The following is a 23,379-nucleotide window of genomic DNA, read 5'->3' as shown; positions in this document are numbered from 1 at the left end:
CGCTCGGGTCGCGTCCGCTCCCGCCCGGCCCCGTCAGCCGCCGAGCACCCGCCGCAGATAGTCGTTGCCGAACACCCGGTCCGGGTCGAGCCGGTCGCGCACCGCGGTGAACTCGCCGAACCGGGGATAGACCCCGGAGAGATACGCGGCGTCGCGGCTGTGCAGCTTCCCCCAGTGCGGGCGTCCGCCGTGCGCGGTCATGATCTGCTCGGCGGCCGTGAAGTACGCCCGGTGCGGGGTGCCCCGGTAGAGGTGGACGGCGATGTACGCGGTATCCCGGCCGGAGGCGGTGGACAGCGGGATGTCGTCGGCGGGCGCGGTCCGCACCTCCACCGGGAAGCTGACCCGCAGCCCCGACCGCTCGACGGTGGCCTTCAGTTCGCGCAGCGCCGGGACGGCGGCCTCGCGCGGCACCGCGTACTCCATCTCCAGGAAGCGGACCCGGCGCGGGCTGGTGAAGACTTTGTAAGGGATGTCCGTATACGTGCGGGCGGACAGGGCGCGGCTGGAGATCTTGGCGATCCCGGGGATGGTGGCGGGGACCGCCCGGCCCACCGTGCAGGCCATCTGGAAGATGCCGTTGGACAGCAGTTCGTCGTCCACCCAGCCGCTCACCCGGCCGACCGGGGAGGCGGGGCCGGTGCTGCGGTTGTTGCGCTTGGTGTTGCAGTTGCCGGTGTGGGGGAACCAGTAGAACTCGAAGTGCTCGTTCTCGGCGACGAGTTGTTCGAAGTCCGTCATCACCCGCTCGAAGGGCATCGGTTCCTCGCGCGCGGTGAGCAGGAACTCGCGCTCCACTCCGAAGGTGATCGCGGTGACCACGCCCAGCGCGCCGAGGCCGACCCGGGCGGCCGCGAAGATCTCCGGGTGCTCGGTGGCCGAGCAGCGCAGGACCGAGCCGTCCGCCGTGACCAGCTCCAGCCCCTTGATCTGGGCGGCGGTCGAGGCGCTGTCGCGTCCCGTCCCATGGGTGCCGGTGGAGGTGGCCCCGGCCACCGTCTGCTCCATGATGTCGCCCATGTTGGTCAGCGACAGACCGTGGGCCGACAGGGTCTCGTTCAGCTGACGCAGTGAGGTGCCCGCCGCGACGGTCACCGTGCCCGCCTCCCGGTCCACCTCCCGCACCCCCACCAGGCGGTCCGGGCGTATCAGCACGCCGTCGGTGGCGGCCGTGGTGGTGAACGAGTGGCCGGTGCCCACCGCCTTGACCCGCAGCCCGTCCGCCACGGCCTGGCGCACCGCCTCGGCCAGCTCCTGGGTGGAGGAGGGGGCCACGCTCCGTACCGGACGCGCGATGACATTCCCCGCCCAGTTACGCCACACGCTGTTTCGCTCGGTTCTTACGGTCTTGACGGCCATCCGCTCCCGACCCCTCCCGCTGTGGCGCCGGCCGGAGCCGGCGATACCCGAGGAACGCCACCGCCGCCGCGAGCGCCCCGGCCACGGCCGGCACCGCGTACCCCGCGCGGGCCCCGGCGGCGTCCACCACCCCTCCGGTGGCCGACGAGCCGAGCGCCACCCCGACCATGAGCCCGGTGCTCACCCAGGTCATGCCCTCGGTCAGCTGCGCGCGTGGTACGTGCTGTTCGACGAGGGCCATGGTCGTGACCATCGTCGGTGCGACGGCCAGGCCCGCGACAAAGAGCGCCACGGCCAGAAACGAAAGGTTCCCGACCAGTTGGAGGGGGATCATACTCACGGTCATCGCACAAATACCCAGCAACCAGCGGAAAGAGAGCGATCTTTTGAGCGGCAGCAGTCCGAAGACGGCTCCCGCCCCGCAGGAGCCCAGCGCGTACACCGCCAGGACCAGGCTCGCCGCCGCCTTGTGGCCCTGGTCCTCGGCGTAGGCCACGGTCGCCACGTCGACTGCTCCGAAGATCGTGCCGACCGCGATGAAGGTGAGGACCAGTACCTGGAGCGCGCGCGAGCGCAGCGCGGAGCCGCCGGTGTGCGTCCCGCGCGGATGCGGCGCGGGCTCGGTCGCCCGCTGCGCGGTGAGCCAGAAGACGCCGACGGCCAGGAAGCCAGCGGCGACCAGCGGGCCAGCCTCCGGGAACCAGGCGGTGCAGAGCCCGATCGAGATCACCGGCCCGAGGATGAAGCAGACCTCGTCGACGATGGCCTCCCAGGCGTACGCGGCGTGCAGTTCGCGCGGGGCGTCCTGGTGGATCGCGGCCCAGCGGGCCCGCACCATGGACCCGACGCTCGGCACACACCCGGCGGTGGCGGCGAACGCGAACAGCGTCCAGTCCGGCCAGCCCCGGTGGGCCGCGAGCAGCAGCCCGGTCAGCGAGGCGAGCGTGATGAGGGCCGCGGGGCGCAGCACCCGGCGCTGCCCGTACCGGTCGACCAGCCGGGAGATCTGCGGGCCGATGACGGCGACGGAGAGCGCGAGGGTGGCCGCCAGCGCACCGGCCAGCCCGTACCGGCCGGTGAGTTGGGAGACCATCGTGACCACGCCGATGCTCGTCATGGCCACGGGCATCCGCGCGATGAACCCGGCCACGGAGAACGCCTTGGCGCCGGGGGCGGCGAAGATCACACGGTACGGACTGGGTCCGGGCATGGCAGGGGCCTCCGCGGGCGGGCAGAGCGGCGGGACGGGACGGCGGAAGTGGGGGAGAAGCAGGTCGGCGGAGCCGGTAAGGCACGTCGAAGCTGATACAGCTTACGGTCACCCCGGGGCCCGCACAGGGGCATTTCCCGCCTGTCCGGGGCTGGTGGCAGGATCGGGACCATGCCCGAACAGTCAGCGCAGACATCCCCCGCTCCGTACGACGCCCTGCTGTTGCTCTCCTTCGGCGGGCCGGAGGGCCCGGAGGACGTCGTGCCGTTCCTGGAGAACGTCACGCGGGGGCGGGGCATCCCCAGGGAGCGGCTCAAGGAGGTCGGGCAGCACTACTTCTTGTTCGGCGGTGTCAGCCCGATCAACGCGCAGAACCGCGAGCTGCTGCACGCGCTGCGCAAGGACTTCGCCGACCACGGGCTGGAGCTGCCGGTCTACTGGGGCAACCGCAACTGGGCCCCGTATCTGACCGACACCCTGCGCGAGATGGTCGCCGACGGCCACCGCCGCATCGCGGTGCTCGCCACCAGCGCGTACGCCTCGTACTCGGGCTGCCGCCAGTACCGCGAGAACCTCGCGGACGCGCTGGCCGCCCTGGAGGGCGAGGGGCTGCCGCTGCCGCGCGTGGACAAGCTGCGGCACTACTTCAACCACCCCGGCTTCGTCCGGCCCATGGTGGACGCCACGCTGGCCGCGCTCGCCGAACTGCCTGAGGGGCTGCGGGCGGGCGCCCACCTCGCCTTCACCACCCACTCCATCCCGACCGCCGCCGCGGACACCTCCGGCCCGGTCGAGCAGCACGGCGAGGGTGGTGCGTACGTCGCCCAGCACCTCGACGTCGCCCGGCTGATCGCCGAAGCGGTGCGCGAGGAGACCGGCGCGGTGCACCCCTGGCGGCTGGTCTACCAGTCCCGCAGCGGCGCCCCGCACATCCCCTGGCTGGAGCCGGACATCTGCGACCACCTGGAGGAGCTGCACGGCGAGGGGGCGCCCGCCGCCGTGATGGTCCCGATCGGCTTCGTCTCGGACCACATGGAGGTCAAGTACGACCTGGACACCGAGGCGGCGGCCAAGGCGGCCGACCTGGGCCTGCCGGTCGCCCGGGCCCGGGCGGTGGGCGCCGATCCGCGGTTCGCGGCGGCGGTGCGCGATCTGCTGCTGGAGCGCGCGGCCACCGAGCGGTTCGCCGCGGGGGACGCCCCGGCGGCCCCGGAGCGCTGCGCGCTGGGCGCGCTGGCGCCCAGCCACGATCTCTGCCCGGTGGGCTGCTGCCCGGCCCGCTCGCCCCGCCCCGCCGCAGCGGGGGCGGACTAGCCGCCGGGGCCGACCGGGTCCGCACCGGTGCCACAGCCGTCGCACGCCCACACGCAGGCCCTCGCACGCGCACACGCAGTACGCACGGGTAATCCGCTAAGGAGCACGATGACCGACTCGCTCAACGCCGAACTGCTCGATCTGGCCCTGGAGGTCGCACGCAGGGCCGGGGACCTGCTGCGCGACGGCCGCCCGGCCGATCTCGGCGTGGCCGCCACCAAATCCAGCCCGATCGACGTCGTCACCGAGATGGACGTCGCCTCCGAGAAGCTGATCACCGACTTCCTCGCCCAGCACCGCCCGCAGGACGGGGTGCTGGGCGAGGAGGGCGCGAGCAGCGAGGGCACCAGTGGCGTCCGCTGGGTGATCGACCCGATCGACGGCACGGTGAACTACCTCTACGGCCTCCCGTCCTGGGCGGTCAGCATCGCCGTCGAGCGGGACGGCGAGACGGTCGTCGGCGTGGTGGCGGCGCCGATGCGCGGCGAGACGTACCACGCGGTGCTCGGCCAGGGCGCGCACGCCAACGGGGAACCGGTGCGGGTGCTCCCCGCGCCGCCCTTCGAGCAGGCGCTGATCGGCACCGGCTTCGGCTATGTGCGCGAGCGCCGCGTCGGGCAGGCCAGGGTCCTCCACGAGCTGCTGCCCCAGGTGCGCGACATACGCCGCGGCGGTTCGGCCGCCATCGACCTGTGCGACGTGGCCTGTGGGCGGCTCAACGCGTACTACGAGCGCGGGCTCAACCCCTGGGACTACGCGGCCGGTGCCCTGATAGCCCGCGAGGCGGGCGCGCTCACCGGCGGACGGCCAGGCGTACCCGCCTCGACGGAGCTGACCATCGCCGCCGCCCCCGGGCTCTTCGAGCCGCTGCGGGCGCTGCTGGAGGACCTGGGCGCCTGGCACGACTGAGGACGGCCAGGACCCCTCGCGCACGCGAAGCGCCCCGGTGCCATGAGGGCACCGGGGCGCTTCGGCGTGGTGTGTACCGGTTGTGCGTCATGCGGAGGCGTGCCGGAGCTGGATCGGTCTCCGTCACACCGGGTGATCAAGCCGCCGGGAACATCAGGCGGCGCACTGGATCAAGCAGCCTGGATCAAGCGGCGCTTACTTCGACGCCGTGCTCGGCGGCCAGTCGGCGGAGGTCTTCCAGCTCCGCCAGCTCCACATCGGCGAGGAACTCGTCGCCCGTCTCACGGGCGCGGGTCAGATCGGTCTGAGTGGTCTCTATACGCTGCAGAATGCCTGCGGTGAACGCGTCCATGGTGCGCCCCCTCGTCGTGGGTCGGTGGCACGGGGGTGTGCCGACGGCGGGAGCGATCACGTACGTGAATCCCTGAGGGTGGCAGCGGCGTCACTGGATAGCCACATACAGGGCGTGATCGCGGGGTGTGCAGTCGTCCTCCCCACCCCACTCGGAGCGGAAACCTCCGCCGCGAAAAGTTTCTCGATGATCTTGAAGTCGGCCGCCCGGCACCTCTTACCGCCGGTTTATGAGACTTCGAGGCAGGATGGAGGCGCCGAACGCTGTGGAGCACGAGAGCCCGCCGCGGCCATGAGGGAAGGACCAACGACGTGCGTGTACTCGTCGTCGAGGACGAGCAGCTGCTCGCCGACGCGGTGGCCACCGGACTACGCCGGGAGGCCATGGCTGTCGACGTCGTGTATGACGGTGCCGCCGCCCTGGAGCGCATCGCCGTCAACGACTACGACGTCGTGGTCCTCGACCGTGACCTGCCGCTCGTCCACGGTGACGACGTGTGCCGCAAGATCGTCGAACTCGGCATGCCCACCCGCGTCCTGATGCTCACCGCCTCCGGCGACGTCAGCGACCGCGTCGAGGGGCTGGAGATCGGCGCCGACGACTACCTCCCCAAGCCGTTCGCCTTCAGCGAGCTGATCGCCCGGGTGCGGGCGCTCGGCCGACGGACCACCGTCGCCCTGCCGCCGGTCCTGGAGCGGTCCGGGATCAAGCTGGACCCGAACCGCCGCGAGGTGTTCCGGGACGGCAAGGAGATCCAGCTGGCGCCGAAGGAGTTCGCGGTGCTGGAGGTCCTCATGCGCAGCGAGGGCGCCGTGGTCTCCGCCGAGCAGCTGCTGGAGAAGGCCTGGGACGAGAACACGGACCCGTTCACCAACGTCGTCCGGGTCACCGTCATGACGCTGCGCCGCAAGCTCGGCGAGCCCGCGGTGATCGTCACGGTCCCCGGCTCGGGCTACCGGATCTGACGGGCATGGCCACGACCCCACTCCCCCCGGCGGCCCCGCCCAAGCCCAGCTGGGACCCGCGGCACACCTCACCGCCCAACCCCTGGCTGCGCCCCACCATCCGGATACGGCTCACCCTGCTGTACGGCGGGATGTTCCTGATCGCCGGGGTGCTGCTGCTGACGATCATCTATCTGCTGGCGGCCGACGCCATCCGCCGGGGCAGCGAGTTCCCGCTGCAGATCGTGCGGATCGACTACAAGCCCTCCGACACGTGCCATCTGCCCAGCCAGGGCAACAACGACGCGTTCAACCGGGCGGTGGCCCAGTGCATGTCGCAGCAGCGCGACTACGCCCTGGACGGGCTGCTGCGCCGCTCGCTGCTGGCGCTGCTGGGGCTGGCCGTGGTCGCGTTCGCGTTCGGCTACGCCATGGCCGGGCGGGTGCTGTCGCCGCTGGGCCGCATCACCCGTACGGCGCGTCAGGTGGCGGGCTCGGACCTGTCCCGCCGGATCGAGTTGGACGGGCCGGACGACGAGCTGAAGGAGCTGGCGGACACCTTCGACGAGATGCTGGAGCGGCTGGACCGGGCGTTCACCGCCCAGCAGCGGTTCGTCGCCAACGCCTCGCACGAGCTGCGCACCCCGCTGGCGATCAACCGCACCCTGCTGGAGGTGCAGTTGTCCGATCCGCAGGCGTCCCCGGAGCTGGTCCAGCTAGGCAAGACGCTGCTGTCCACCAACGAGCGCAGCGAGCAGCTGGTGGAGGGCCTGCTGCTGCTGGCCCGCAGCGACAACGAGATCGTCGACCGCAAGCCGGTGGATCTCGCCGAGGTCGCCTCCCAGGCCCTCGAACAGGTCCGGGCCGAGGCCCAGGCCAAGGGGGTGGAGATCCGGGGCGACCGGGCGGCCGCGGTGGTCCAGGGCAACGGGGTGCTGCTGGAGCGGATCGCGCTGAATCTGGTACAGAACGCGGTGCGCTACAACGTTCCCGACCACGGATGGGTGGAGGTGACCACCGAGGTGCGGCAGGGGCAGGCGGTGCTGGTGGTCGCGAACACCGGCCCGGTGGTCCCGGCGTACGAGATGGACAACATCTTCGAGCCCTTCCGCAGGCTCCGCACCGAGCGCACGGGCAGCGACAAGGGCGTGGGCCTCGGACTGTCGATCGCCCGCTCGGTGGCGCGCGCCCACGGCGGCCGCATCGCGGCCGAGCCGCGCGAGGGCGGTGGCCTGGTCATGAGGGTGGTGCTCCCGGTCTGAGCGCGGAACGGCGGAACGCTGGAAAGGGGAGTACCCTCGTGGGGTGTTCGCTTTGGGCGGAATTTTCGTGATCCGCCCACCGCCTGTATCGTGTGTGATCGATCACATGGGCGATTTTCAAGCCATACACTCTGCGTGATCGTGCCGGTTGCCGGAAAGCCGTAAAAATCCGGGTTTTCAGGCACCGTGATCACGGGAAGTACACGTCATGGCGCGCGAGAGTGCGACATTCGGACCGTGTACGGTCCCGATGGCCATCCAACCCGATCACCTCTTCAGGGGTGCGGTTGGGTGTCGATTGAGTAACAGACCTTGATGTGAGGCAAAATCTCCGCCTCAGGTCGGGCACAAGTCCGGCCTCTCACGCGTTACGAGCGCTGAGACACCGCAGACACCCAGAGGGGGAGAGCGACATGGCAACGGATTACGACACCCCACGCAAGACCGACGATGACGTCAACGAGGACAGCATCGAGGAACTCAAGGCCCGGCGGAACGACAAGTCGGCGTCCACGGTCGACGTCGATGAGTTCGAGCAGGCCGAGGGCCTGGAACTGCCCGGCGCGGACCTCTCCAACGAGGAGCTGTCCGTGCGGGTGCTGCCCCGCCAGGCGGACGAGTTCACCTGCATGAGCTGCTTCCTCGTGCACCACCGCAGCCAGCTGGCCAACGAGACCAAGAACGGCCAGCCGATCTGCCGCGACTGCGCGGCCTGAGCCGCAGGCCAGGCGTGGACGCGGAGCACGGCGGCGTGGACGCGGGGCACGGCGGCATGGACGCGGAGCACGGCGGCGTGGACGAGGCGCATGTCGAGCGGGGCCGGGTGGCCTCGCTCGCGGCCGCCCTCGGCCGCGGCGTTCGGCAGGGCGGTGACCGCGCCCGGGCGGGGGTAAACGCGGTCGCTGACCGGATCGTGGCGAACGCACCGCGCATTCCGGTCCGCGACCTCGCGGCACTCCGCAAGCAGTTTCCCGGGCTCGGCCCGGAGGAGATCGCGGACAAACTGGTGGCGGGTGCGGCGAACGGCACCTCCACCGTGGGAGCGGGCGTCGGTGCGGCGGCGATGCTGCCAACCCCGCCCGCCATGCCCACCGAGCTGGCCGCCGAGATCGTCGGCGTGGCGTCCATAGAGTTCAAGCTCATCGCCGAGCTGCATGAGGTCTACGGGCTGCGGGCGCCCGGGACCGTGCGGCAGCGGGCCACCGTCTACCTCAGCGCATGGGCCGAGGAGCGCGGGGTCGACCCCACCGTCCCCGGCAGCGTCAACGCCGCGCTGAACGTCCGGATGAAGCGCGAGCTGCGCCAGCAGGTGGTGAGACGGAGCTTCCGGAATCTGCCGGTCCTCGCGCCCTTCATGGTCGGCGCGGCCATCGGCGCCTCGATGAACCGGCGCGACACCAAGAGACTCGCGCACAAGATCCGCAAGGATCTGCGCGACCGCCAGGTGCCCTGGGACGCCCTTCCCCCGGCCCCGGAAGCCCTCGGCGACACCCCCGGCGAACTGCCGCCCCCCAAGCTCTCTTAAGCCCTCTGAGCCCCCTTAAGGGGCCGTCAGGCGCGTACGGCCGTCAGCGCCGCCGCCAGGCCCTCCGGGTCCCGGGTGGAGACGTACACGTACGGCGTCGGATCCTGCGGATCCGTGACCTCGACCCGCAGCGCGGTCGGGATGTAGCTCCGCAGCAGCATGAAGGCCCGCGGATCGGCCTTGTACGACCGCCAGGCGGCCGCCTCGTCGGCGTCCAGCACCTCGGCGGCCCCGAGCGCCGACACCGGGATCCTGGCCTCTCCCGCCACCAGCGAGTCCGCCACCACCCGCACCCGTGCCGAGCCGTACGAACTCACCGCGACACAGGCCAGCGCCCCGCCCCCGATCAGGCCGCCGAGCATCGGCAGCGTGCCGAACGGCAGCATGATCAACGCCGTCGCGAACCCGATCAGAATCGCGATGAACCACCATGAACGAGGCGCGGTCAGACGTTCGTCGTAAGGCTGCATGCGTATCAGCTTGGCATGGCCGCCTGCCGGGGCATCCCGCGCGGGTAAGGTCAGCCGTTGTGAGTGGAAGAACGACAGTGCTGAAGCCGCCGGACGGCGCCACGGCACCCGTGCGCCACCCCGACGCGCCCGCGCCAGGGGAGCCGCTCGGCGCGCACTACGACCAGTGCTTCGGGTGCGGTGAGCAGAGCGGCGGCCTGCGCCTTCGGGTGCGGGCGGGCGAGGGGGTCGGCCTCACGGCCGAGTTCACCGTCGACACCGCCCACCAGGGCGCGCCGGGCCTCGCCCACGGCGGGGTGCTGACCGCGGCGCTGGACGAGGCGCTCGGGGCACTCAACTGGCTGCAGCGCGTGATCGCGGTGACCGGGCGGCTGGAGACGGACTTCGTCCGGCCGGTGCCCGTCGGCACCGTGCTGCACCTGGAGGCACGGGTGACCGCCGTGCACGGACGCAAGCTCTACTGCGCGGCCACGGGCCGCATCGGGGGCCCCGAGGGGCCCCTCGCGGTGCGCGCGGAGGCCCTCTTCATAGAGGTGCCGGTCGACCACTTCATCAAGAACGGCCGGTCGGAGGAGATCAACGCGGCGCTCTCCGACCCGGATCAGCTGAAGGTCGCGCGCGCATTCGAGGTGAATCCGTGACTCCCGTACCGGTGGACGTGTTGATCCGCAGGGTGGACCCCCAGGTGCCGATCCCGGGGTATGCCCACCCGGGGGACGCCGGTGCCGATCTCGTCACCACCGAGGCGGCGGAACTGGCCCCGGGCGAGCGCGCGGTTCTGCCCACCGGAGTGTCTATCGCGCTCCCGGAGGGGTATGCCGCCTTCGTGCATCCGAGGTCCGGACTCGCCGCCCGCTGCGGGGTCGCCATGGTGAATGCCCCGGGGACCATCGATGCCGGGTACCGTGGAGAGATCAAGGTGATCGTGGTCAATCTCGACCCGCGCGAGAGCGTGCGGTTCGAGCGCTACGACCGGATCGCCCAGATGGTCGTCCAGCAGGTCGAGAAGGTGCGCTTCCAGGAGGTGGCGGAGCTTCCCGGGTCGGCGCGGGCCGAAGGGGGCTTCGGGTCCACCGGCGGTCATGCCGCCGTGGACGGCACAACGGGTGGGAATGGATACGCTTCGGTCGGTTCCGACCGGGAAGGACGATGACGTGTTCGGACGTCGCCGCAAGCGCAGCGAGGAGGACGTCGAGTCGCTCGACGTGACCTCCGAGGAGTTGGCCGAGGACGCGGAGGACGCGGAGGACGCGGCGGCCCTCGACGAGGGCGACGAGGAGGCCACGAGGGTGAGCCTGCCTCCCGCGCCACGCCCCGACGGCCCGTGGGACGTGTCCGAGGTGCGGGAGCCCGGCGAGGGCCGGGTGGACCTCGGCGGCATGTTCGTGCCCGGTGTCGAGGGCATGGAGCTGCGGGTGGAGGTCGCGGGGGACGCGATCGTGGCCGCCACCGTGGTGCTGCGGGACAGCGCCGTGCAGCTGCAGGCGTTCGCCGCGCCCAAGAAGGAAGGCATCTGGGGCGAGGTACGGGACGAGATCGCCACCGGCATCACCCAGCAGGGCGGTGTGGTGGACGAGGTCGAGGGCCCGCTCGGCTGGGAGCTGCGGGCCCAGGTGCCCGTACAGCTGCCGGACGGCAAGAACGGCGTCCAGGTGGTGCGCTTCATCGGCGTCGACGGGCCCCGCTGGTTCCTGCGCGGAGTGATCTCCGGGCAGGGCGCCGTGCAGCCCGAGACCGGCAGCCTGCTGGAGGCGATCTTCCAGGACACGGTCGTGGTGCGCGGTGAGGGCCCGATGGCCCCGCGCGACCCGATCGTGCTCAAGCTGCCGAACGACGCGCAGATGGTGCCCGACGGGGTGCAGCAGGAGGAAGCGCAGGGCTCGCGCTTCGCGGGCGGCGCCGACCAGCTTCAGCGCGGTCCGGAGATCACCGAGGTGCGCTGACGGCCGGAGGCCGCGCCGAGCGCGTAAAGCCGAGGTCCGAAGGGGTCCGGGGAATGTTCCCGGACCCCTTCGACTTTTTTTCGCATCACGTTGAACACTGGTGCGACCCGGGGCGTACTGATGGGGGAGACCCCCTGTCCGACCTCAACGAGGTGAGTGATCAATGTCCCGAGGCCTTCCGTTACTTCACCGTCGGCGGATTGTTGTCGCCGGTGTGATCGGCGGTATTACCTGTGCGTCCGTCGCGGTGGGAGCCGCCATGGCCGGTCAGGACGACAGCAGCGGCACGGACAAGGCGTCGGTCAAGGCCGCGTCCTCCATCAGCTGCCCCGCCGTGGAGGGATCCCTCCCGGAGATCCCTGCGGAGGCCAAGGCGGAGGTGGACCGTAACCTCGCCCTCCTGGACACCCAGCTCGCCGAGGCGAACAAGCGGCTGAGCACCAGCGCGGGCGAAGGCGGCCCGAACTTCGTGCAGAACGCGATCCTCGGTCCGCTGGCGGACAAGCGGAAGTCCACCCTCGACCGCATCGCGATCTCCATCGGGCGCCGCGCCGAGAAGCCGACCGGTCTGGACGCGCTCGCCGAGTGCTCGGTGTCCGGCGGCGACGCCGGGGCGGGTGCCGAGTCGGGCGCCGGGGCGGACCCGACGGCCGCGGCCTCGGCCGACCCCGCGGCGGAGACCGGCGCGGACGCGGGTGCGGACACGGGTGCCGGTGCCGACGAAGGCGCGGACACCGGCGCGGGCGCCGGTTCCGGCCAGACGATCAGCTGCCCGGACGTCGCCGGGGAGATCGGCGATGTGCCGGCCGCCGCCCAGGCGGAGGTGGACCGCAACCTCGCGCTGCTGGACACGCAGCTCAGCGAGGCCAACAAGAGACTCGAGACCTCCGCGGGCCAGGGCGGCCCGAACTTCGTCCAGAACGCGATCCTGGGCCCGCTGGCGGACAAGCGGAAGTCCACGATCGACCGCATAGAGATCTCATTCTCCCGCCAGGGCTCGACCGCCCCCTCCGGTCTTGACGCCCTGGCGGGCTGCTCGCTCGCATCCGGCTGAGTCCCCGGCGTAAGGCTCGGCTGATGATGTGAGCGTTCTACCGGTGGGCCGTACTTTTCTCTGCGGAGTACGGCCCACCGGCTATGTGTGGTGCGGCCCGCCCGGCGTCAGGGAAGCGTCAAGAGCGCGGGCACCGCCGTAAGGGAGCCGTCAACGGCGGGCTCACACGCTCCGAACAGGGGTTTCCTCTAGAGGTCAGCACTCCACCGATCCTCTAGGAGCCCACGATGGCCGACCTGGCCTTCGTCGTCGTCACGCTCGCGGTCTTCGCGCTGGTGGCCCTCGTCGCCAAAGGGGTGACGAAGCTGTGACCGCCGAGAACGTCGTCGGCCTGGTCGTGGCCGTCGCGCTGCTGGGCTATCTGGTCCTCGCCCTCCTCTTCCCCGAGAGGTTCTGAGGGCGTCATGAGTTCCGAACTCGCCGCGGTGCTCCAGCTCGCCGCGCTCATCGGCGCGCTCGCCCTGGTGTACCGGCCGCTCGGCGACTACATGGCCGCCGTCTACCGCTCCGGGAACCATCTGCGCGCCGAGCGGTGGATCTACCGCTGTATCGGCGCCGATCCGGACACCCGGATGCGCTGGCCCGCGTATCTGCGCGGAGTGCTCGCCTTCTCCGGCGTCAGCGTCCTCTTCCTGTATCTGCTGCAGCGCGTCCAAGGCGCCCTGCCGCTCTCGCTCGGCTTCTCCTCGATCACCCCGGCGCAGGCCTTCAACACCGCCGCGTCCTTCGTCTCCAACACCAACTGGCAGTCCTACGCGGGCGAGCAGGCCATGGGCCATGTCGTCCAGACGGCCGGGCTCGCGGTGCAGAACTTCCTGTCCGCCGCCGTCGGCATCGCGGTGGCCATCGCGCTCGTCCGGGGCTTCGCCCGCTCCCGCACCGGCGAGCTGGGCAACTTCTGGGCCGACCTGGTACGCACGACCGTCCGCGTCCTGATCCCGATGGCGGTGATCGCGGCCGTCGTGCTGGTGGCGTGTGGCGCGATCCAGAACTTCGCGGGCATCCACGAGGTCGGGCAGCTCACCGGCGGCAGCCAGCAGATGAACGGCGGGGCGGTCGCCTCGCAGGAGGCCATCAAGGAGATCGGCACCAACGGCGGCGGCTTCTTCAACGCCAATTCCGCCTACCCGTTCGAGAACCCCAACGCCTTCACCAACCTCTTCGAGATCTTCCTGATCCTCGTCATCCCGTTCTCGCTCACCCGCACCTTCGGCGTGCTCGTCGGGAACGTCCGCCAGGGGTACGCGATCCTCGCCGCCATGGGCCTGATCTGGCTCGGCTTCGTGTCGCTCATGATGTGGACCGAGTTCCACCACGGCGGCCCGGCGCTCCAGGCGGCGGGCGGCGCGATGGAGGGCAAGGAGCAGCGGTTCGGGATCGGCGCGTCCTCGATCTTCGCGACGAGTACGACGCTGACCTCCACCGGCGCGGTGGATGCCATGCACTCCTCCTTCACCGGTTTCGGCGGCGGCATCGCGCTGCTGGGCATGATGCTCGGCGAGATCGCCCCCGGCGGGGTGGGCTCCGGCCTCTACGGCATGCTCGTCATGGCCGTGATCGCGGTCTTCATCGCGGGGCTCATGGTCGGCCGTACGCCCGAGTACCTGGGCAAGAAGATCGGCTCCCGCGAGATCAAGCTCGCCGCCTGCTACATCCTCGTCACCCCGACCCTGGCGCTCGGCTTCACCGCCCTGTCCATGGTGCTGTCCACCCCGCCGGACTCGATCCTCAACACCGCGGGGAACGCGACGGGCCACAGCGGGGCGCACGGCTTCTCCGAGGTGCTGTACGCCTTCACCTCCGGCGCCAACAACAACGGCTCCGCCTTCGCGGGCCTGAACGCCAACACCGACTGGTACAACACCACGATCGGCCTCGCGATGCTGCTCGGCCGCTTCCTGCCGATGGTCTTCATCCTGGCGCTGGCCGGTTCGCTCGCCGAGCAGAAGCCCGTCCCCGAGACGGCGGGCACCCTGCGCACCGAGAAGCCGCTCTTCGCGGGGCTGCTGGTCGGCGCGATCATCATCGTCACCGGTCTCACCTACTTCCCGGCCCTGGCCCTTGGCCCGATGGCGGAGGGACTCTCATGAGCACGACCACTCCCGTACGCCCCGCCCCCGGCGGCGAGCGCCCGCACCGGCACGACGCGGAGGGCAGCCGGGTCTCCGGCGGTCTCTTCGAACCGCGGCAGCTGCTCACCTCGCTGCCGGACGCCTTCCGCAAGCTCGATCCGCGGGTGATGGCGAAGTCCCCGGTGATGTTCGTGGTGGAGATCGGCTCGGTGCTCACCACCGTGCTGGCCGCCCTGAACCCCGGCGACTGGTTCGGCTGGGCGATCGCGGTCTGGCTGTGGCTGACCGTGATCTTCGCCAATCTCGCCGAGGCCGTCGCCGAGGGGCGCGGCAAGGCGCAGGCCGACACCCTGCGCAAGGCCAAGACCGACACCGAGGCCCGGCGGCTGGCGGGCGGCGGCGAGGAGCGGGTGCCGGGCACCGCGCTGCGCGTCGGCGATCTGGTGGTCTGCGAGGCGGGCGAGGTCATCCCGGGCGACGGCGATGTCGTCGAGGGCGTCGCGTCCGTCGACGAATCGGCCATCACCGGCGAGTCCGCGCCGGTCATCCGCGAGTCTGGCGGCGACCGGTGCGCGGTGACCGGCGGCACCAAGGTGCTCTCCGACCGCATCGTCATCAAGATCACGACAAAGCCGGGGGAGACCTTCATCGACCGGATGATCAACCTGGTCGAGGGTGCCGCCCGGCAGAAGACCCCGAACGAGATCGCGCTCAACATCCTGCTGGCCTCGCTGACCATCGTCTTCCTGCTGGCGGTCGTCACCCTCCAGCCGTTCGCGATCTACGCGGGCGCCGAGCAGACCATGATCGTGCTCGCCGCGCTGCTGGTGTGCCTCATCCCGACCACCATCGGCGCCCTGCTCTCGGCGATCGGCATCGCGGGCATGGACCGGCTGGTCCAGCGCAATGTGCTGGCGATGTCCGGGCGCGCGGTCGAGGCGGCGGGCGATGTCTCCACGCTGCTGCTCGACAAGACCGGCACCATCACGCTCGGCAATAGGCAGGCCGCGGAGTTCGTCCCGGTGAGCGGGGTGACCGCGGCGGCGCTCGCGGACGCCGCCCAGCTCTCCTCGCTCGCGGACGAGACGCCCGAGGGCCGCTCGATCGTGGTCCTCGCCAAGGAGGCGTACGGCCTGCGCGCCCGCCACGAGGGCGAACTCGGCCACGCGGAGTTCGTACCCTTCACCGCGCAGACCCGGATGTCCGGCGTCGACGTGGACGGCACCAGGGTGCGCAAGGGCGCGGCGGGTGCCATCGTCGCCTGGGTCGGCGAACGGGGCGGACAGGTCTCGCCCGACGCCCAGGACAAGGTCGACCTCATCTCGGCGGCGGGCGGCACCCCGCTGCTGGTCGCGGTCGAGGACGCGGACGGCCCGCGGGTGCTCGGCGTGATCCACCTCAAGGACGTCGTCAAGGAGGGTATGCGGGACCGGTTCGACGAGCTGCGCCGGATGGGCATCAAGACCGTGATGATCACGGGCGACAACCCGCTGACCGCGAAGGCGATCGCCGATGAGGCGGGGGTGGACGACTTCCTGGCGGAGGCCACGCCCGAGGACAAGATGGCGCTCATCAAGCGCGAGCAGGCGGGCGGGAAGCTGGTCGCGATGACCGGCGACGGTACGAACGACGCCCCGGCGCTCGCCCAGGCGGACGTCGGCGTGGCCATGAACACCGGCACCTCGGCCGCCAAGGAGGCCGGGAACATGGTCGACCTGGACTCCAACCCGACCAAGCTCATCGAGATCGTCGAGATCGGCAAGCAGCTGCTGATCACCCGGGGCGCGCTGACCACCTTCTCGATCGCCAACGACGTCGCGAAGTACTTCGCGATCATCCCGGCGATGTTCGCGGGCGTGGCGGGCTACCAGGGCCTGGACGCGCTCAACATCATGCAGCTGGCCTCGGCCCAGTCGGCGATCCTGTCCGCGGTCGTCTTCAACGCGCTGATCATCGTCGCGCTGGTGCCGCTCGCCCTGCGGGGCGTGCGCTACCGCCCGATGAGCGCCGACCGGATGCTCCGCCGCAACCTCGCCCTCTACGGCCTGGGCGGGCTCATCGCCCCGTTCATCGGCATCAAGATCATCGACCTGATCATCTCCCTCATACCGGGCATCGGGTGACTGGAAGACCATGACCATTCTCAACGGCACAGCACGCTCCACCGCCCGGCTGGCAGGCGCCGCACTGCGCGCCCTGCTCGCCCTCACGGTGCTCTGCGGGGTGCTCTACCCCCTCGCCGTCACCGGCATCGCCCAGGCCGCCTTCCCGCACCGGGCGAACGGCTCGGAGGTGCGGGCGGACGGCAGGACGGTGGGCTCCTCGCTCATCGGCCAGACGTACACCCTCGACCGGAAGGACAAGGACGGGAACCCGCTGCCGGACCCGGCGTACTTCCAGCCCCGCCCCTCGGCGGCGGGCACCAACACCGTCAACACCCAGTACAAGATCATCGTCTCGGGCGGCTCCAACCTCGCCGCCGACAGCACGGTGCTGCGCGGGCAGGTCGACGACCGCCGCGCCCAGATCGCCGCCTTCAACAAGGTCCCGCCCGCCGCCGTGCCCCCGGACGCGGTCACCGCCTCCGCCTCCGGCGTCGACCCGGACATCTCGCCCGCGTACGCCGATCTCCAGGTCGGCCGGGTGGCCAAGGCCAACGGGCTGCCCCGCGCCGAGGTCGCCCGGCTGGTCGAGGACCACACCGACGGCCGCCAGCTCGGCTTCCTCGGCGAGCCGCACGTCAACGTCCTGGAGCTGAACATCGCGCTGAAGCAGCTCGCCCGGCGCTGACACCGCCGCGCACAGGCGCACAGGAAAAATGAGCGAACGGGGAAAATAGGGGCATGGGACGCGGCAAACTCCGGATCTACCTCGGCGCGGCGCCGGGCGTCGGCAAGACCTACGCGATGCTGTCCGAGGGGCACCGGCGGGTCGAGCGGGGCACCGACCTGGTGGTCGGCTTCGTGGAGCACCACGGCCGCCGCCGCACCGAGGTGATGATGCACGGCCTGGAGGAGGTGCCCCGCCGGGAGCTGGAGTACCGCGACGCCGTCTTCACCGAGATGGACGTGGACGCCGTGCTCGCCCGCCGCCCCGGCGTCGCGCTCATTGACGAGCTGGCCCACACCAACGTCCCCGGCTCCCGCAACACCAAGCGCTGGCAGGACATCGAGGAGCTGCTGAAGGCCGGGATCGACGTCGTCTCCACCGTCAACATCCAGCACCTGGAGTCGCTGGGGGACGTCGTGGAGTCGATAACGGGCGTCCGGCAGCGGGAGACCGTGCCCGACGAGGTGGTGCGCCGCGCCGACCAGATCGAGCTGGTCGACATGTCGCCCCAGGCGCTGCGCCGCCGCATGGCGCACGGCAACATCTACGCGCCCGACAAGGTCGACGCCGCGCTGTCCAACTACTTCCGGCCCGGGAACCTCACCGCGCTGCGCGAACTGGCCCTGCTGTGGACCGCCGACCGGGTGGACGAATACCTCCAGCAGTACCGCGACGAGCACAGCATCCGCTCCACCTGGCAGGCGCGCGAGCGCATCGTCGTCGGGCTCACCGGCGGCCCCGAGGGGCGCACGCTCATACGGCGCGCCTCCCGGATGGCCGCCAAAGGCTCCGGCAGCGAGATCCTGGCCGTCTACATCGCCCGCAGCGACGGCCTCACCTCGGCCTCCCCGAAGGAGCTGGCGGTCCAGCGCACCCTGGTCGAGGACCTGGGCGGCACCTTCCACCACGTCATCGGAGAGGACATCCCGGGCGCGCTGCTGGAGTTCGCACGCGGCGTCAACGCCACCCAGATCGTGCTCGGTTCCAGCCGCCGCAAGGCCTGGCAGTACGTCTTCGGGCCGGGGGTGGGCGCGACCGTGGCCCGGGAGTCCGGGCCCGATCTGGACGTGCACATCGTCACCCACGAGGAGGTCGCCAAGGGGCGCGGACTGCCGGTCGCGCGCGGCGCCCGGCTCGGCCGCTCCCGGCTGATCGCGGGCTGGCTGGTCGGGATCGCCGGGCCCGTCCTGCTCACCCTGGGGCTCACCGCCACGGGCGCCACGCTCACCGCGGACGCCGGTCCCGGCTTCGCCAACGAGGTGCTGCTGTTCCTCTTCCTCAACGTGCTGGCGGCCCTGCTGGGCGGGATGCTGCCCGCCCTCGCCTCGGCGGCCGTCGGATCGCTGCTGCTCAACTACTACTTCACCCCGCCCACCCACACCTGGACCATCGCCGACCCCGAGAACCTCGTCGCCATAGTGATCTTCGTGGCGGTGGCGGTCAGCGTCGCCTCCGTCGTCGACCTGGCCGCGCGCCGCACCCACCAGGCCGCGCGGCTGCGCGCCGAGTCCGAGGTGCTGTCCTTCCTCGCGGGCAGCGTGCTGCGCGGGGAGACCAGCCTGGAGGCGCTGCTGGAGCGGGTCCGCGAGACGTTCGGCATGGACACGGTGGCCCTGCTGGAGCGGGAGGGCGACGTCGCGCCCTGGACCCGCGCGGGCAGCGTCGGCGGCACCGCGGGCGTACCGCCGCCGGAGCGGCCCGAGGACGCGGACGTGGACATGCCGGTCGGCGACCATATGGCGCTCGCGCTGTCCGGCCGGGTGCTGCCCGCCGAGGACCGCCGGGTGCTGGCCGCCTTCGCCGCCCAGGCCGCCGTCGTCCTGGACCGGCAGCGGCTGGTGGGGGAGGCGGAGCGGGCCCGCGAGCTGGCCGAGGGCAACCGCATCCGTACCGCGTTGCTGGCCGCCGTCAGCCACGATCTGCGCACCCCGCTCGCGGCCATCAAGGCGGCCGTCTCCTCCCTGCGCGCGGACGACGTGGCCTGGTCCCCGGAGGACGAGGCGGAGCTGCTGGAGGGCATCGAGGACGGCGCGGACCGCCTCGACCACCTGGTGGGCAACCTGCTCGACATGTCCCGGCTGCAGACCGGCACCGTCGCCCCCCTCATCCGGGAGATCGACCTGGACGAGGTGGTGCCGATGGCGCTGGTCGGCGTCCCGGAGGCGGACGTCACCCTGGAGATCCCCGAGGACCTGCCGATGGTCGCGGTCGACCCGGGGCTGCTGGAGCGCGGCGTCGCCAACATCGTCGAGAACGCGGTGAAGTACAGCCCCCGGGACCGGCCCGTGCTGGTCTCCGCGAGCGCGCTCGGCGAGCGGGTCGAGCTGCGCGTCGCCGACCGGGGCCCCGGTGTGCCGGACGCCGCGAAGGACCGTATCTTCGAACCCTTCCAGCGCTACGGGGACGCCCCGCGCGGCTCCGGCGTCGGCCTCGGGCTCGCCGTCGCCCGCGGCTTCGTGGAGGCGATGGGCGGATCGCTGGCCGCCGAGGACACCCCGGGAGGCGGGATGACCATGGTGCTGACCCTGCGGGCCGCCCCCGGCCGCCCGGGGCACGATCCGCGGGGCACAACGGAGAGGCAGGCCGTCAGATGAACCGGGTGCTCGTGGTGGACGACGAGCCGCAGATCGTACGCGCCCTCGTGATCAACCTGAAGGCGCGCAAGTACGAGGTCGACGCCGCCGGGGACGGCGCGACCGCCCTGAAGCTCGCCGCCGCCCGCCACCCTGACGTGGTCGTGCTCGACCTGGGCCTGCCCGACATGGACGGCGTGGAAGTGATCAAGGGGCTGCGGGGCTGGACCCGGGTGCCGATCCTGGTGCTCTCAGCCCGGCAGACATCCGACGAGAAGGTCGAGGCCCTGGACGCCGGGGCCGACGACTACGTCACCAAGCCCTTCGGCATGGACGAGCTGCTGGCCCGGCTGCGCGCCGCGGTCCGCCGCGCCGAGCCGTCGGGTCCGTCCGACGCCGCGGCGGTCGTCGTGACCGGGGGGTTCAGCGTCGACCTGGCCGCCAAGAAGGCGCACCGCGACGGCCGCGACGTCCGGCTGACGCCCACCGAATGGCATCTGCTGGAGGTGCTGGTGCGCAACGAGGGCCGCCTCGTCAGCCAGAAGCAGCTGCTGCAGGAGGTCTGGGGGCCCTCGTACGGCACCGAGACCAACTACCTGCGCGTCTATATGGCGCAGTTGCGCCGCAAGCTGGAGAACGACCCGTCGCATCCCCGGCACTTCGTCACCGAGCCGGGGATGGGGTACCGCTTCGAACGGTGAGCGCGGCGATCCGGCGGGGCCTCACCGGTACGCTGGCCGTATGAGTTCCGTACCCCAGCCCCCCGGGAAGCGTGACAAGCCGGTCGGCCGCTTCCGGCGGATGATCGACCGGCTGTCCAGCTCCCAGGAGGAGCTGCACTCCGCCGAGCTGCAGCAGGACGCGGAAGACGCGGGCTGCACCAAGATCGGCGACTGCGGCGACCGTCAGATAGTCAAGGTGACGGGTACACTGCGCACGGTCACGCTGCGGCCGCGGGCCGGGGTGCCCGCGCTGGAGGCGGAACTCTTCGACGGCACCGCCGCCCTCGACGTGGTGTGGCTGGGCCGCCGCTCCATCATCGGCATAGAACCGGGCCGCAAGCTCATCGCCACCGGCCGGATCTCCATGAGTCACGGGCGCCGCGTGCTGTTCAATCCGAAGTACGAACTCCGACCGCTCGGACAGGAGTAGCCGGTGACGTCTGACGACAAGACGACCCCGACCGACCATCAGGATGCCGCCACCCCGCAGAGCAGGGCGGCGGCGGACACCGCGCTCCTGGAGGCGTTCGGCGGGGTGAAGGGGATGGTGGACACCACCGTCCCCGGGCTGGTCTTCGTCCTGCTCTACACGATCAAGCGCGACATCCACCTGGCCGCGATCGCCGCGCTCGGTCTCACCGTGCTGCTGGGGCTGATCCGGCTGGCGCGCAAGGAGACGCTGAAGCACGCCTTCAGCGGGGTCTTCGGGGTCGCGTTCGGCGCGATCTTCGCGATGATGTCCGGCGACGCCAAGAACTTCTACCTGCCGGGCATGCTCTACACGCTCGGCCTGGCGATCGCGTACGTCCTCTCGGCGATCTTCCGCTATCCGCTGATCGGCGTGCTGCTCGGGCCGATGCTCAAGGAGAACCTCTCCTGGCGCACCCGCAACCCCGGCCGGTTCCGCGCCTACACCCGGGCCACCTGGGCGTGGGGGCTGATCCTGCTCGCCAAGTCGGCGATCCTCTTCCCGCTCTACTGGTGGGGGGACGTCACCCAGCTGGGCTGGGTCAAGGTGGCGCTGGGCATTCCGCCGTTCCTGCTGTGCGTCTACCTGACGTGGATCTTCCTCGCCAAGGCCCCGCCGCCGATCGACGTGATCGCCGAGATGGAGGCCGAGGAGAAGGCGGAGCGGGAGCGCGAGAGCGAGAGCGCGCCCCGGCACTGAGCACACTGTGTGTCGTACGAAGCCCCGGGTTCCCGCACAGGGTGCCCGGGGCTTCGTACGACCGGCCCGCCTGCGACCTAGCCCGCGGCGTCCTGGCGCTGGACGGACAGCAGCTGCTCCAGCTGCTCCTCGCGCGCCTGGGCCGCGACGAACAGCAGCTCGTCGCCCGCCTCCAGGATGTCGTCCTTGTTCGGGGTCAGCACCCGGGTGCCCCGGATGATGGTGACCAGCGTGGTGTCCTCCGGCCACTCCACATCGCCGACCCGGGTCCCGACCAGGGCCGCCTCCGGCGGCAGGGTCAGCTCGACCAGGTTCGCGTCGCCGTGGCTGAAGCGCAGCAGCCGCACCAGATCGCCGACGCTCACCGCCTCCTCGACCAGCGCCGACATCAGCCGCGGCGTCGAGACGGCGACGTCGACGCCCCACGCCTCGTTGAACAGCCACTCGTTCTTGGGGTTGTTGACCCGGGCGACCACCCGCGGCACCGCGTACTCGGTCTTCGCGAGCAGCGACACCACCAGATTGACCTTGTCGTCGCCGGTGGCCGCGATGACCACATTGCAGCGCTGCAGCGCCGCCTCGTCCAGCGAGGTGATCTCGCACGCGTCGGCCAGCAGCCATTCGGCCTGCGGCACCCGCTCCACGGAGATGGCGGTGGGGGCCTTGTCGATGAGGAGGACCTCGTGCCCGTTCTCCAGCAGCTCGCCCGCGATGGAGCGCCCCACGGCGCCCGCTCCGGCAATGGCAACCCTCATCGTGTCTCCTCGGGCCCCTCGTCGAAGGCCGCCTCGACCTTCTCGACCTCGTCGGTGCGCATCATCACATGCACCAGGTCGCCTTCCTGCAGCACCGTCTGCGACGTCGGCAGCATCGCCTCGCCGAGCCGGGTCAGGAACGCGACCCGCACCCCGGTCTCCTCCTGGAGCTTGCTGACCTTGTGCCCCACCCACGCGGGGGAGGTGTGCACCTCGGCGAGCTGCACCCCGCCGCTCGGGTCCCGCCACAGCGGCTCGGCGCCGGACGGCAGCAGCCGCCGCAGCATCTGGTCGGCGGTCCACCGCACGGTGGCCACGGTCGGAATGCCGAGGCGCTGGTAGACCTCGGCGCGCCGCGGGTCGTAGATCCGGGCCGCCACGTTCTCCACGCCGAACATCTCGCGGGCCACCCGGGCCGCGATGATGTTGGAGTTGTCGCCGCTGCTGACCGCGGCGAAGGCCCCGGCCTCCTCGATGCCCGCCTCGCGGAGCGTGTCCTGGTCGAATCCGACGCCGGTCACCCGGCGCCCGCCGAAGCCCGCGCCGAGGCGGCGGAAGGCGGTGGGGTCCTGGTCGACGACCGCGACGGTGTGTCCCTGTTGCTCCAGGGTCTGGGCGAGCGCCGCGCCCACCCGGCCACAGCCCATGATCACGATATGCATGCGTCTTACCCCGCACTCCTGATGACCGTGCTGACCTGCGCAAACACCCTGCTCACATCTTCCTTCCAGGACCTACGGGGCGACAGCGGGGCAAGGGCCCCGATGCCAGTGCCGCACGGCGACGGAGGTCGGCCGCCACGGCGTCTGTTCCCACCGTATCCATACCCATGGGGCGATTCCGCGCCCGAGGACACCGGCCGGGAGGAAACAGGGGGTGCGGACGGCCCGGCGGCTGTCGTCGGGAGGCGGGCGCCGG

General features: G+C 71.3%; 24 protein-coding genes. 18 read left to right on the top strand and 6 right to left on the bottom strand.

Going from position 1 to position 23,379, the window contains the following annotated elements:
• Positions 1 to 33: 33 nt before the first annotated feature.
• On the bottom strand, positions 34 to 1,359 hold the full coding sequence (locus ACFV9T_RS17295) for a D-arabinono-1,4-lactone oxidase (protein WP_385441004.1): 1,326 nt from the start codon (positions 1,357 to 1,359) through the stop codon (positions 34 to 36).
• Positions 1,313 to 2,569 (bottom strand): MFS transporter, encoded by a 1,257-nt coding sequence (locus ACFV9T_RS17290; protein ID WP_385441001.1) that lies wholly within the window; start codon positions 2,567 to 2,569, stop codon positions 1,313 to 1,315. Before ACFV9T_RS17290 ends, ACFV9T_RS17295 begins: the two co-directional genes overlap by 47 nt.
• A 171-nt stretch (positions 2,570 to 2,740) precedes the next feature.
• Here ACFV9T_RS17290 and ACFV9T_RS17285 point away from each other — a divergent pair, with 171 nt between their 5' ends.
• Positions 2,741 to 3,883 carry a ferrochelatase gene (locus ACFV9T_RS17285; protein WP_385440999.1) on the top strand — a complete coding sequence of 381 codons (1,143 nt, stop codon included), beginning with the start codon at positions 2,741 to 2,743 and terminating at the stop codon, positions 3,881 to 3,883.
• Positions 3,884 to 3,991: 108 nt separating this feature from the next.
• Complete coding sequence (locus tag ACFV9T_RS17280) at positions 3,992 to 4,792, top strand: inositol monophosphatase family protein (RefSeq protein ID WP_385440997.1); 801 nt, start codon at positions 3,992 to 3,994, stop codon at positions 4,790 to 4,792.
• Between the two features lie 184 nt (positions 4,793 to 4,976).
• On the opposite strand, the gene ACFV9T_RS17275 is transcribed toward ACFV9T_RS17280, so the two are convergent.
• On the bottom strand, positions 4,977 to 5,144 hold the full coding sequence (locus ACFV9T_RS17275; protein WP_385440994.1) for a hypothetical protein: 168 nt from the start codon (positions 5,142 to 5,144) through the stop codon (positions 4,977 to 4,979).
• Between the two features lie 311 nt (positions 5,145 to 5,455).
• Between ACFV9T_RS17275 and ACFV9T_RS17270 the strand changes: the two genes are divergently transcribed.
• The 4 genes from ACFV9T_RS17270 to ACFV9T_RS17255 all read left to right on the top strand — a co-directional run bounded on the left by ACFV9T_RS17270 (position 5,456) and on the right by ACFV9T_RS17255 (position 8,875).
• Positions 5,456 to 6,109, top strand: a complete 654-nt coding sequence (locus ACFV9T_RS17270; protein ID WP_358620699.1) for a response regulator transcription factor — start codon at positions 5,456 to 5,458, stop codon at positions 6,107 to 6,109.
• Between the two features lie 5 nt (positions 6,110 to 6,114).
• Entirely contained in the window at positions 6,115 to 7,350 is a 1,236-nt protein-coding gene (locus tag ACFV9T_RS17265; RefSeq protein ID WP_385440990.1) for a sensor histidine kinase, read from the top strand.
• Positions 7,351 to 7,763: 413 nt separating this feature from the next.
• Positions 7,764 to 8,066, top strand: coding sequence for a DUF4193 domain-containing protein (locus ACFV9T_RS17260; protein ID WP_014175864.1), 303 nt, complete (start codon positions 7,764 to 7,766; stop codon positions 8,064 to 8,066).
• Between the two features lie 56 nt (positions 8,067 to 8,122).
• Positions 8,123 to 8,875 carry a hypothetical protein gene (locus ACFV9T_RS17255; protein ID WP_385441145.1) on the top strand — a complete coding sequence of 251 codons (753 nt, stop codon included), beginning with the start codon at positions 8,123 to 8,125 and terminating at the stop codon, positions 8,873 to 8,875.
• Between the two features lie 26 nt (positions 8,876 to 8,901).
• Here the strand turns inward: ACFV9T_RS17255 and ACFV9T_RS17250 are convergent, their stop codons facing one another.
• Positions 8,902 to 9,345 carry a DUF3093 domain-containing protein gene (locus tag ACFV9T_RS17250; protein WP_385440987.1) on the bottom strand — a complete coding sequence of 148 codons (444 nt, stop codon included), beginning with the start codon at positions 9,343 to 9,345 and terminating at the stop codon, positions 8,902 to 8,904.
• A gap of 59 nt (positions 9,346 to 9,404) precedes the next feature.
• On the opposite strand from ACFV9T_RS17250, the gene ACFV9T_RS17245 reads away from it, so the two are divergent.
• From ACFV9T_RS17245 to ACFV9T_RS17190, 12 genes are all read left to right on the top strand, one after another.
• Complete coding sequence (locus tag ACFV9T_RS17245) at positions 9,405 to 9,986, top strand: PaaI family thioesterase (protein WP_385440985.1); 582 nt, start codon at positions 9,405 to 9,407, stop codon at positions 9,984 to 9,986.
• Complete coding sequence (dut, locus tag ACFV9T_RS17240; RefSeq protein ID WP_079038332.1) at positions 9,983 to 10,498, top strand: dUTP diphosphatase; 516 nt, start codon at positions 9,983 to 9,985, stop codon at positions 10,496 to 10,498. Before ACFV9T_RS17245 ends, dut begins: the two co-directional genes overlap by 4 nt.
• A 1-nt stretch (position 10,499) precedes the next feature.
• On the top strand, positions 10,500 to 11,288 hold the full coding sequence (locus ACFV9T_RS17235) for a DUF3710 domain-containing protein (protein WP_385440982.1): 789 nt from the start codon (positions 10,500 to 10,502) through the stop codon (positions 11,286 to 11,288).
• A 163-nt stretch (positions 11,289 to 11,451) separates the two neighbouring features.
• Positions 11,452 to 12,342, top strand: coding sequence for a hypothetical protein (locus ACFV9T_RS17230; protein ID WP_385440980.1), 891 nt, complete (start codon positions 11,452 to 11,454; stop codon positions 12,340 to 12,342).
• Positions 12,343 to 12,649: 307 nt separating this feature from the next.
• On the top strand, positions 12,650 to 12,739 hold the full coding sequence (kdpF, locus tag ACFV9T_RS17225; protein ID WP_037817630.1) for a K(+)-transporting ATPase subunit F: 90 nt from the start codon (positions 12,650 to 12,652) through the stop codon (positions 12,737 to 12,739).
• Between the two features lie 7 nt (positions 12,740 to 12,746).
• Positions 12,747 to 14,432, top strand: a complete 1,686-nt coding sequence (gene kdpA, locus ACFV9T_RS17220; protein ID WP_385440977.1) for a potassium-transporting ATPase subunit KdpA — start codon at positions 12,747 to 12,749, stop codon at positions 14,430 to 14,432.
• Positions 14,429 to 16,537, top strand: a complete 2,109-nt coding sequence (gene kdpB, locus ACFV9T_RS17215) for a potassium-transporting ATPase subunit KdpB (RefSeq protein ID WP_385440974.1) — start codon at positions 14,429 to 14,431, stop codon at positions 16,535 to 16,537. Before kdpA ends, kdpB begins: the two co-directional genes overlap by 4 nt.
• Before the next feature lie 10 nt (positions 16,538 to 16,547).
• Positions 16,548 to 17,204 (top strand): potassium-transporting ATPase subunit KdpC, encoded by a 657-nt coding sequence (gene kdpC, locus ACFV9T_RS17210; RefSeq protein ID WP_385440971.1) that lies wholly within the window; start codon positions 16,548 to 16,550, stop codon positions 17,202 to 17,204.
• 53 nt (positions 17,205 to 17,257) lie between these two features.
• Positions 17,258 to 19,837, top strand: a complete 2,580-nt coding sequence (locus ACFV9T_RS17205) for an ATP-binding protein (RefSeq protein ID WP_385440969.1) — start codon at positions 17,258 to 17,260, stop codon at positions 19,835 to 19,837.
• Complete coding sequence (locus tag ACFV9T_RS17200) at positions 19,834 to 20,517, top strand: response regulator (protein WP_385440966.1); 684 nt, start codon at positions 19,834 to 19,836, stop codon at positions 20,515 to 20,517. Before ACFV9T_RS17205 ends, ACFV9T_RS17200 begins: the two co-directional genes overlap by 4 nt.
• A gap of 40 nt (positions 20,518 to 20,557) precedes the next feature.
• Complete coding sequence (locus ACFV9T_RS17195; protein WP_184503503.1) at positions 20,558 to 20,968, top strand: OB-fold nucleic acid binding domain-containing protein; 411 nt, start codon at positions 20,558 to 20,560, stop codon at positions 20,966 to 20,968.
• Between the two features lie 3 nt (positions 20,969 to 20,971).
• Positions 20,972 to 21,706, top strand: coding sequence for a DUF3159 domain-containing protein (locus ACFV9T_RS17190; RefSeq protein ID WP_385440963.1), 735 nt, complete (start codon positions 20,972 to 20,974; stop codon positions 21,704 to 21,706).
• Positions 21,707 to 21,783: 77 nt separating this feature from the next.
• Here ACFV9T_RS17190 and ACFV9T_RS17185 read toward each other — a convergent pair whose 3' ends face one another.
• Together ACFV9T_RS17185 and ACFV9T_RS17180 are read right to left on the bottom strand one after the other, a co-directional pair.
• Complete coding sequence (locus ACFV9T_RS17185; RefSeq protein WP_385440961.1) at positions 21,784 to 22,461, bottom strand: potassium channel family protein; 678 nt, start codon at positions 22,459 to 22,461, stop codon at positions 21,784 to 21,786.
• Positions 22,458 to 23,123 carry a potassium channel family protein gene (locus ACFV9T_RS17180; RefSeq protein ID WP_385440959.1) on the bottom strand — a complete coding sequence of 222 codons (666 nt, stop codon included), beginning with the start codon at positions 23,121 to 23,123 and terminating at the stop codon, positions 22,458 to 22,460. Before ACFV9T_RS17180 ends, ACFV9T_RS17185 begins: the two co-directional genes overlap by 4 nt.
• Positions 23,124 to 23,379: the final 256 nt, after the last annotated feature.

The sequence above is a fragment of the Streptomyces sp. NPDC059850 genome, from assembly GCF_042731515.1.
Lineage (GTDB): Bacteria > Actinomycetota > Actinomycetes > Streptomycetales > Streptomycetaceae > Streptomyces.
Note: the sequence above shows the minus strand (reverse complement) of the source record. Positions and strands in the feature narration are given on the sequence as shown.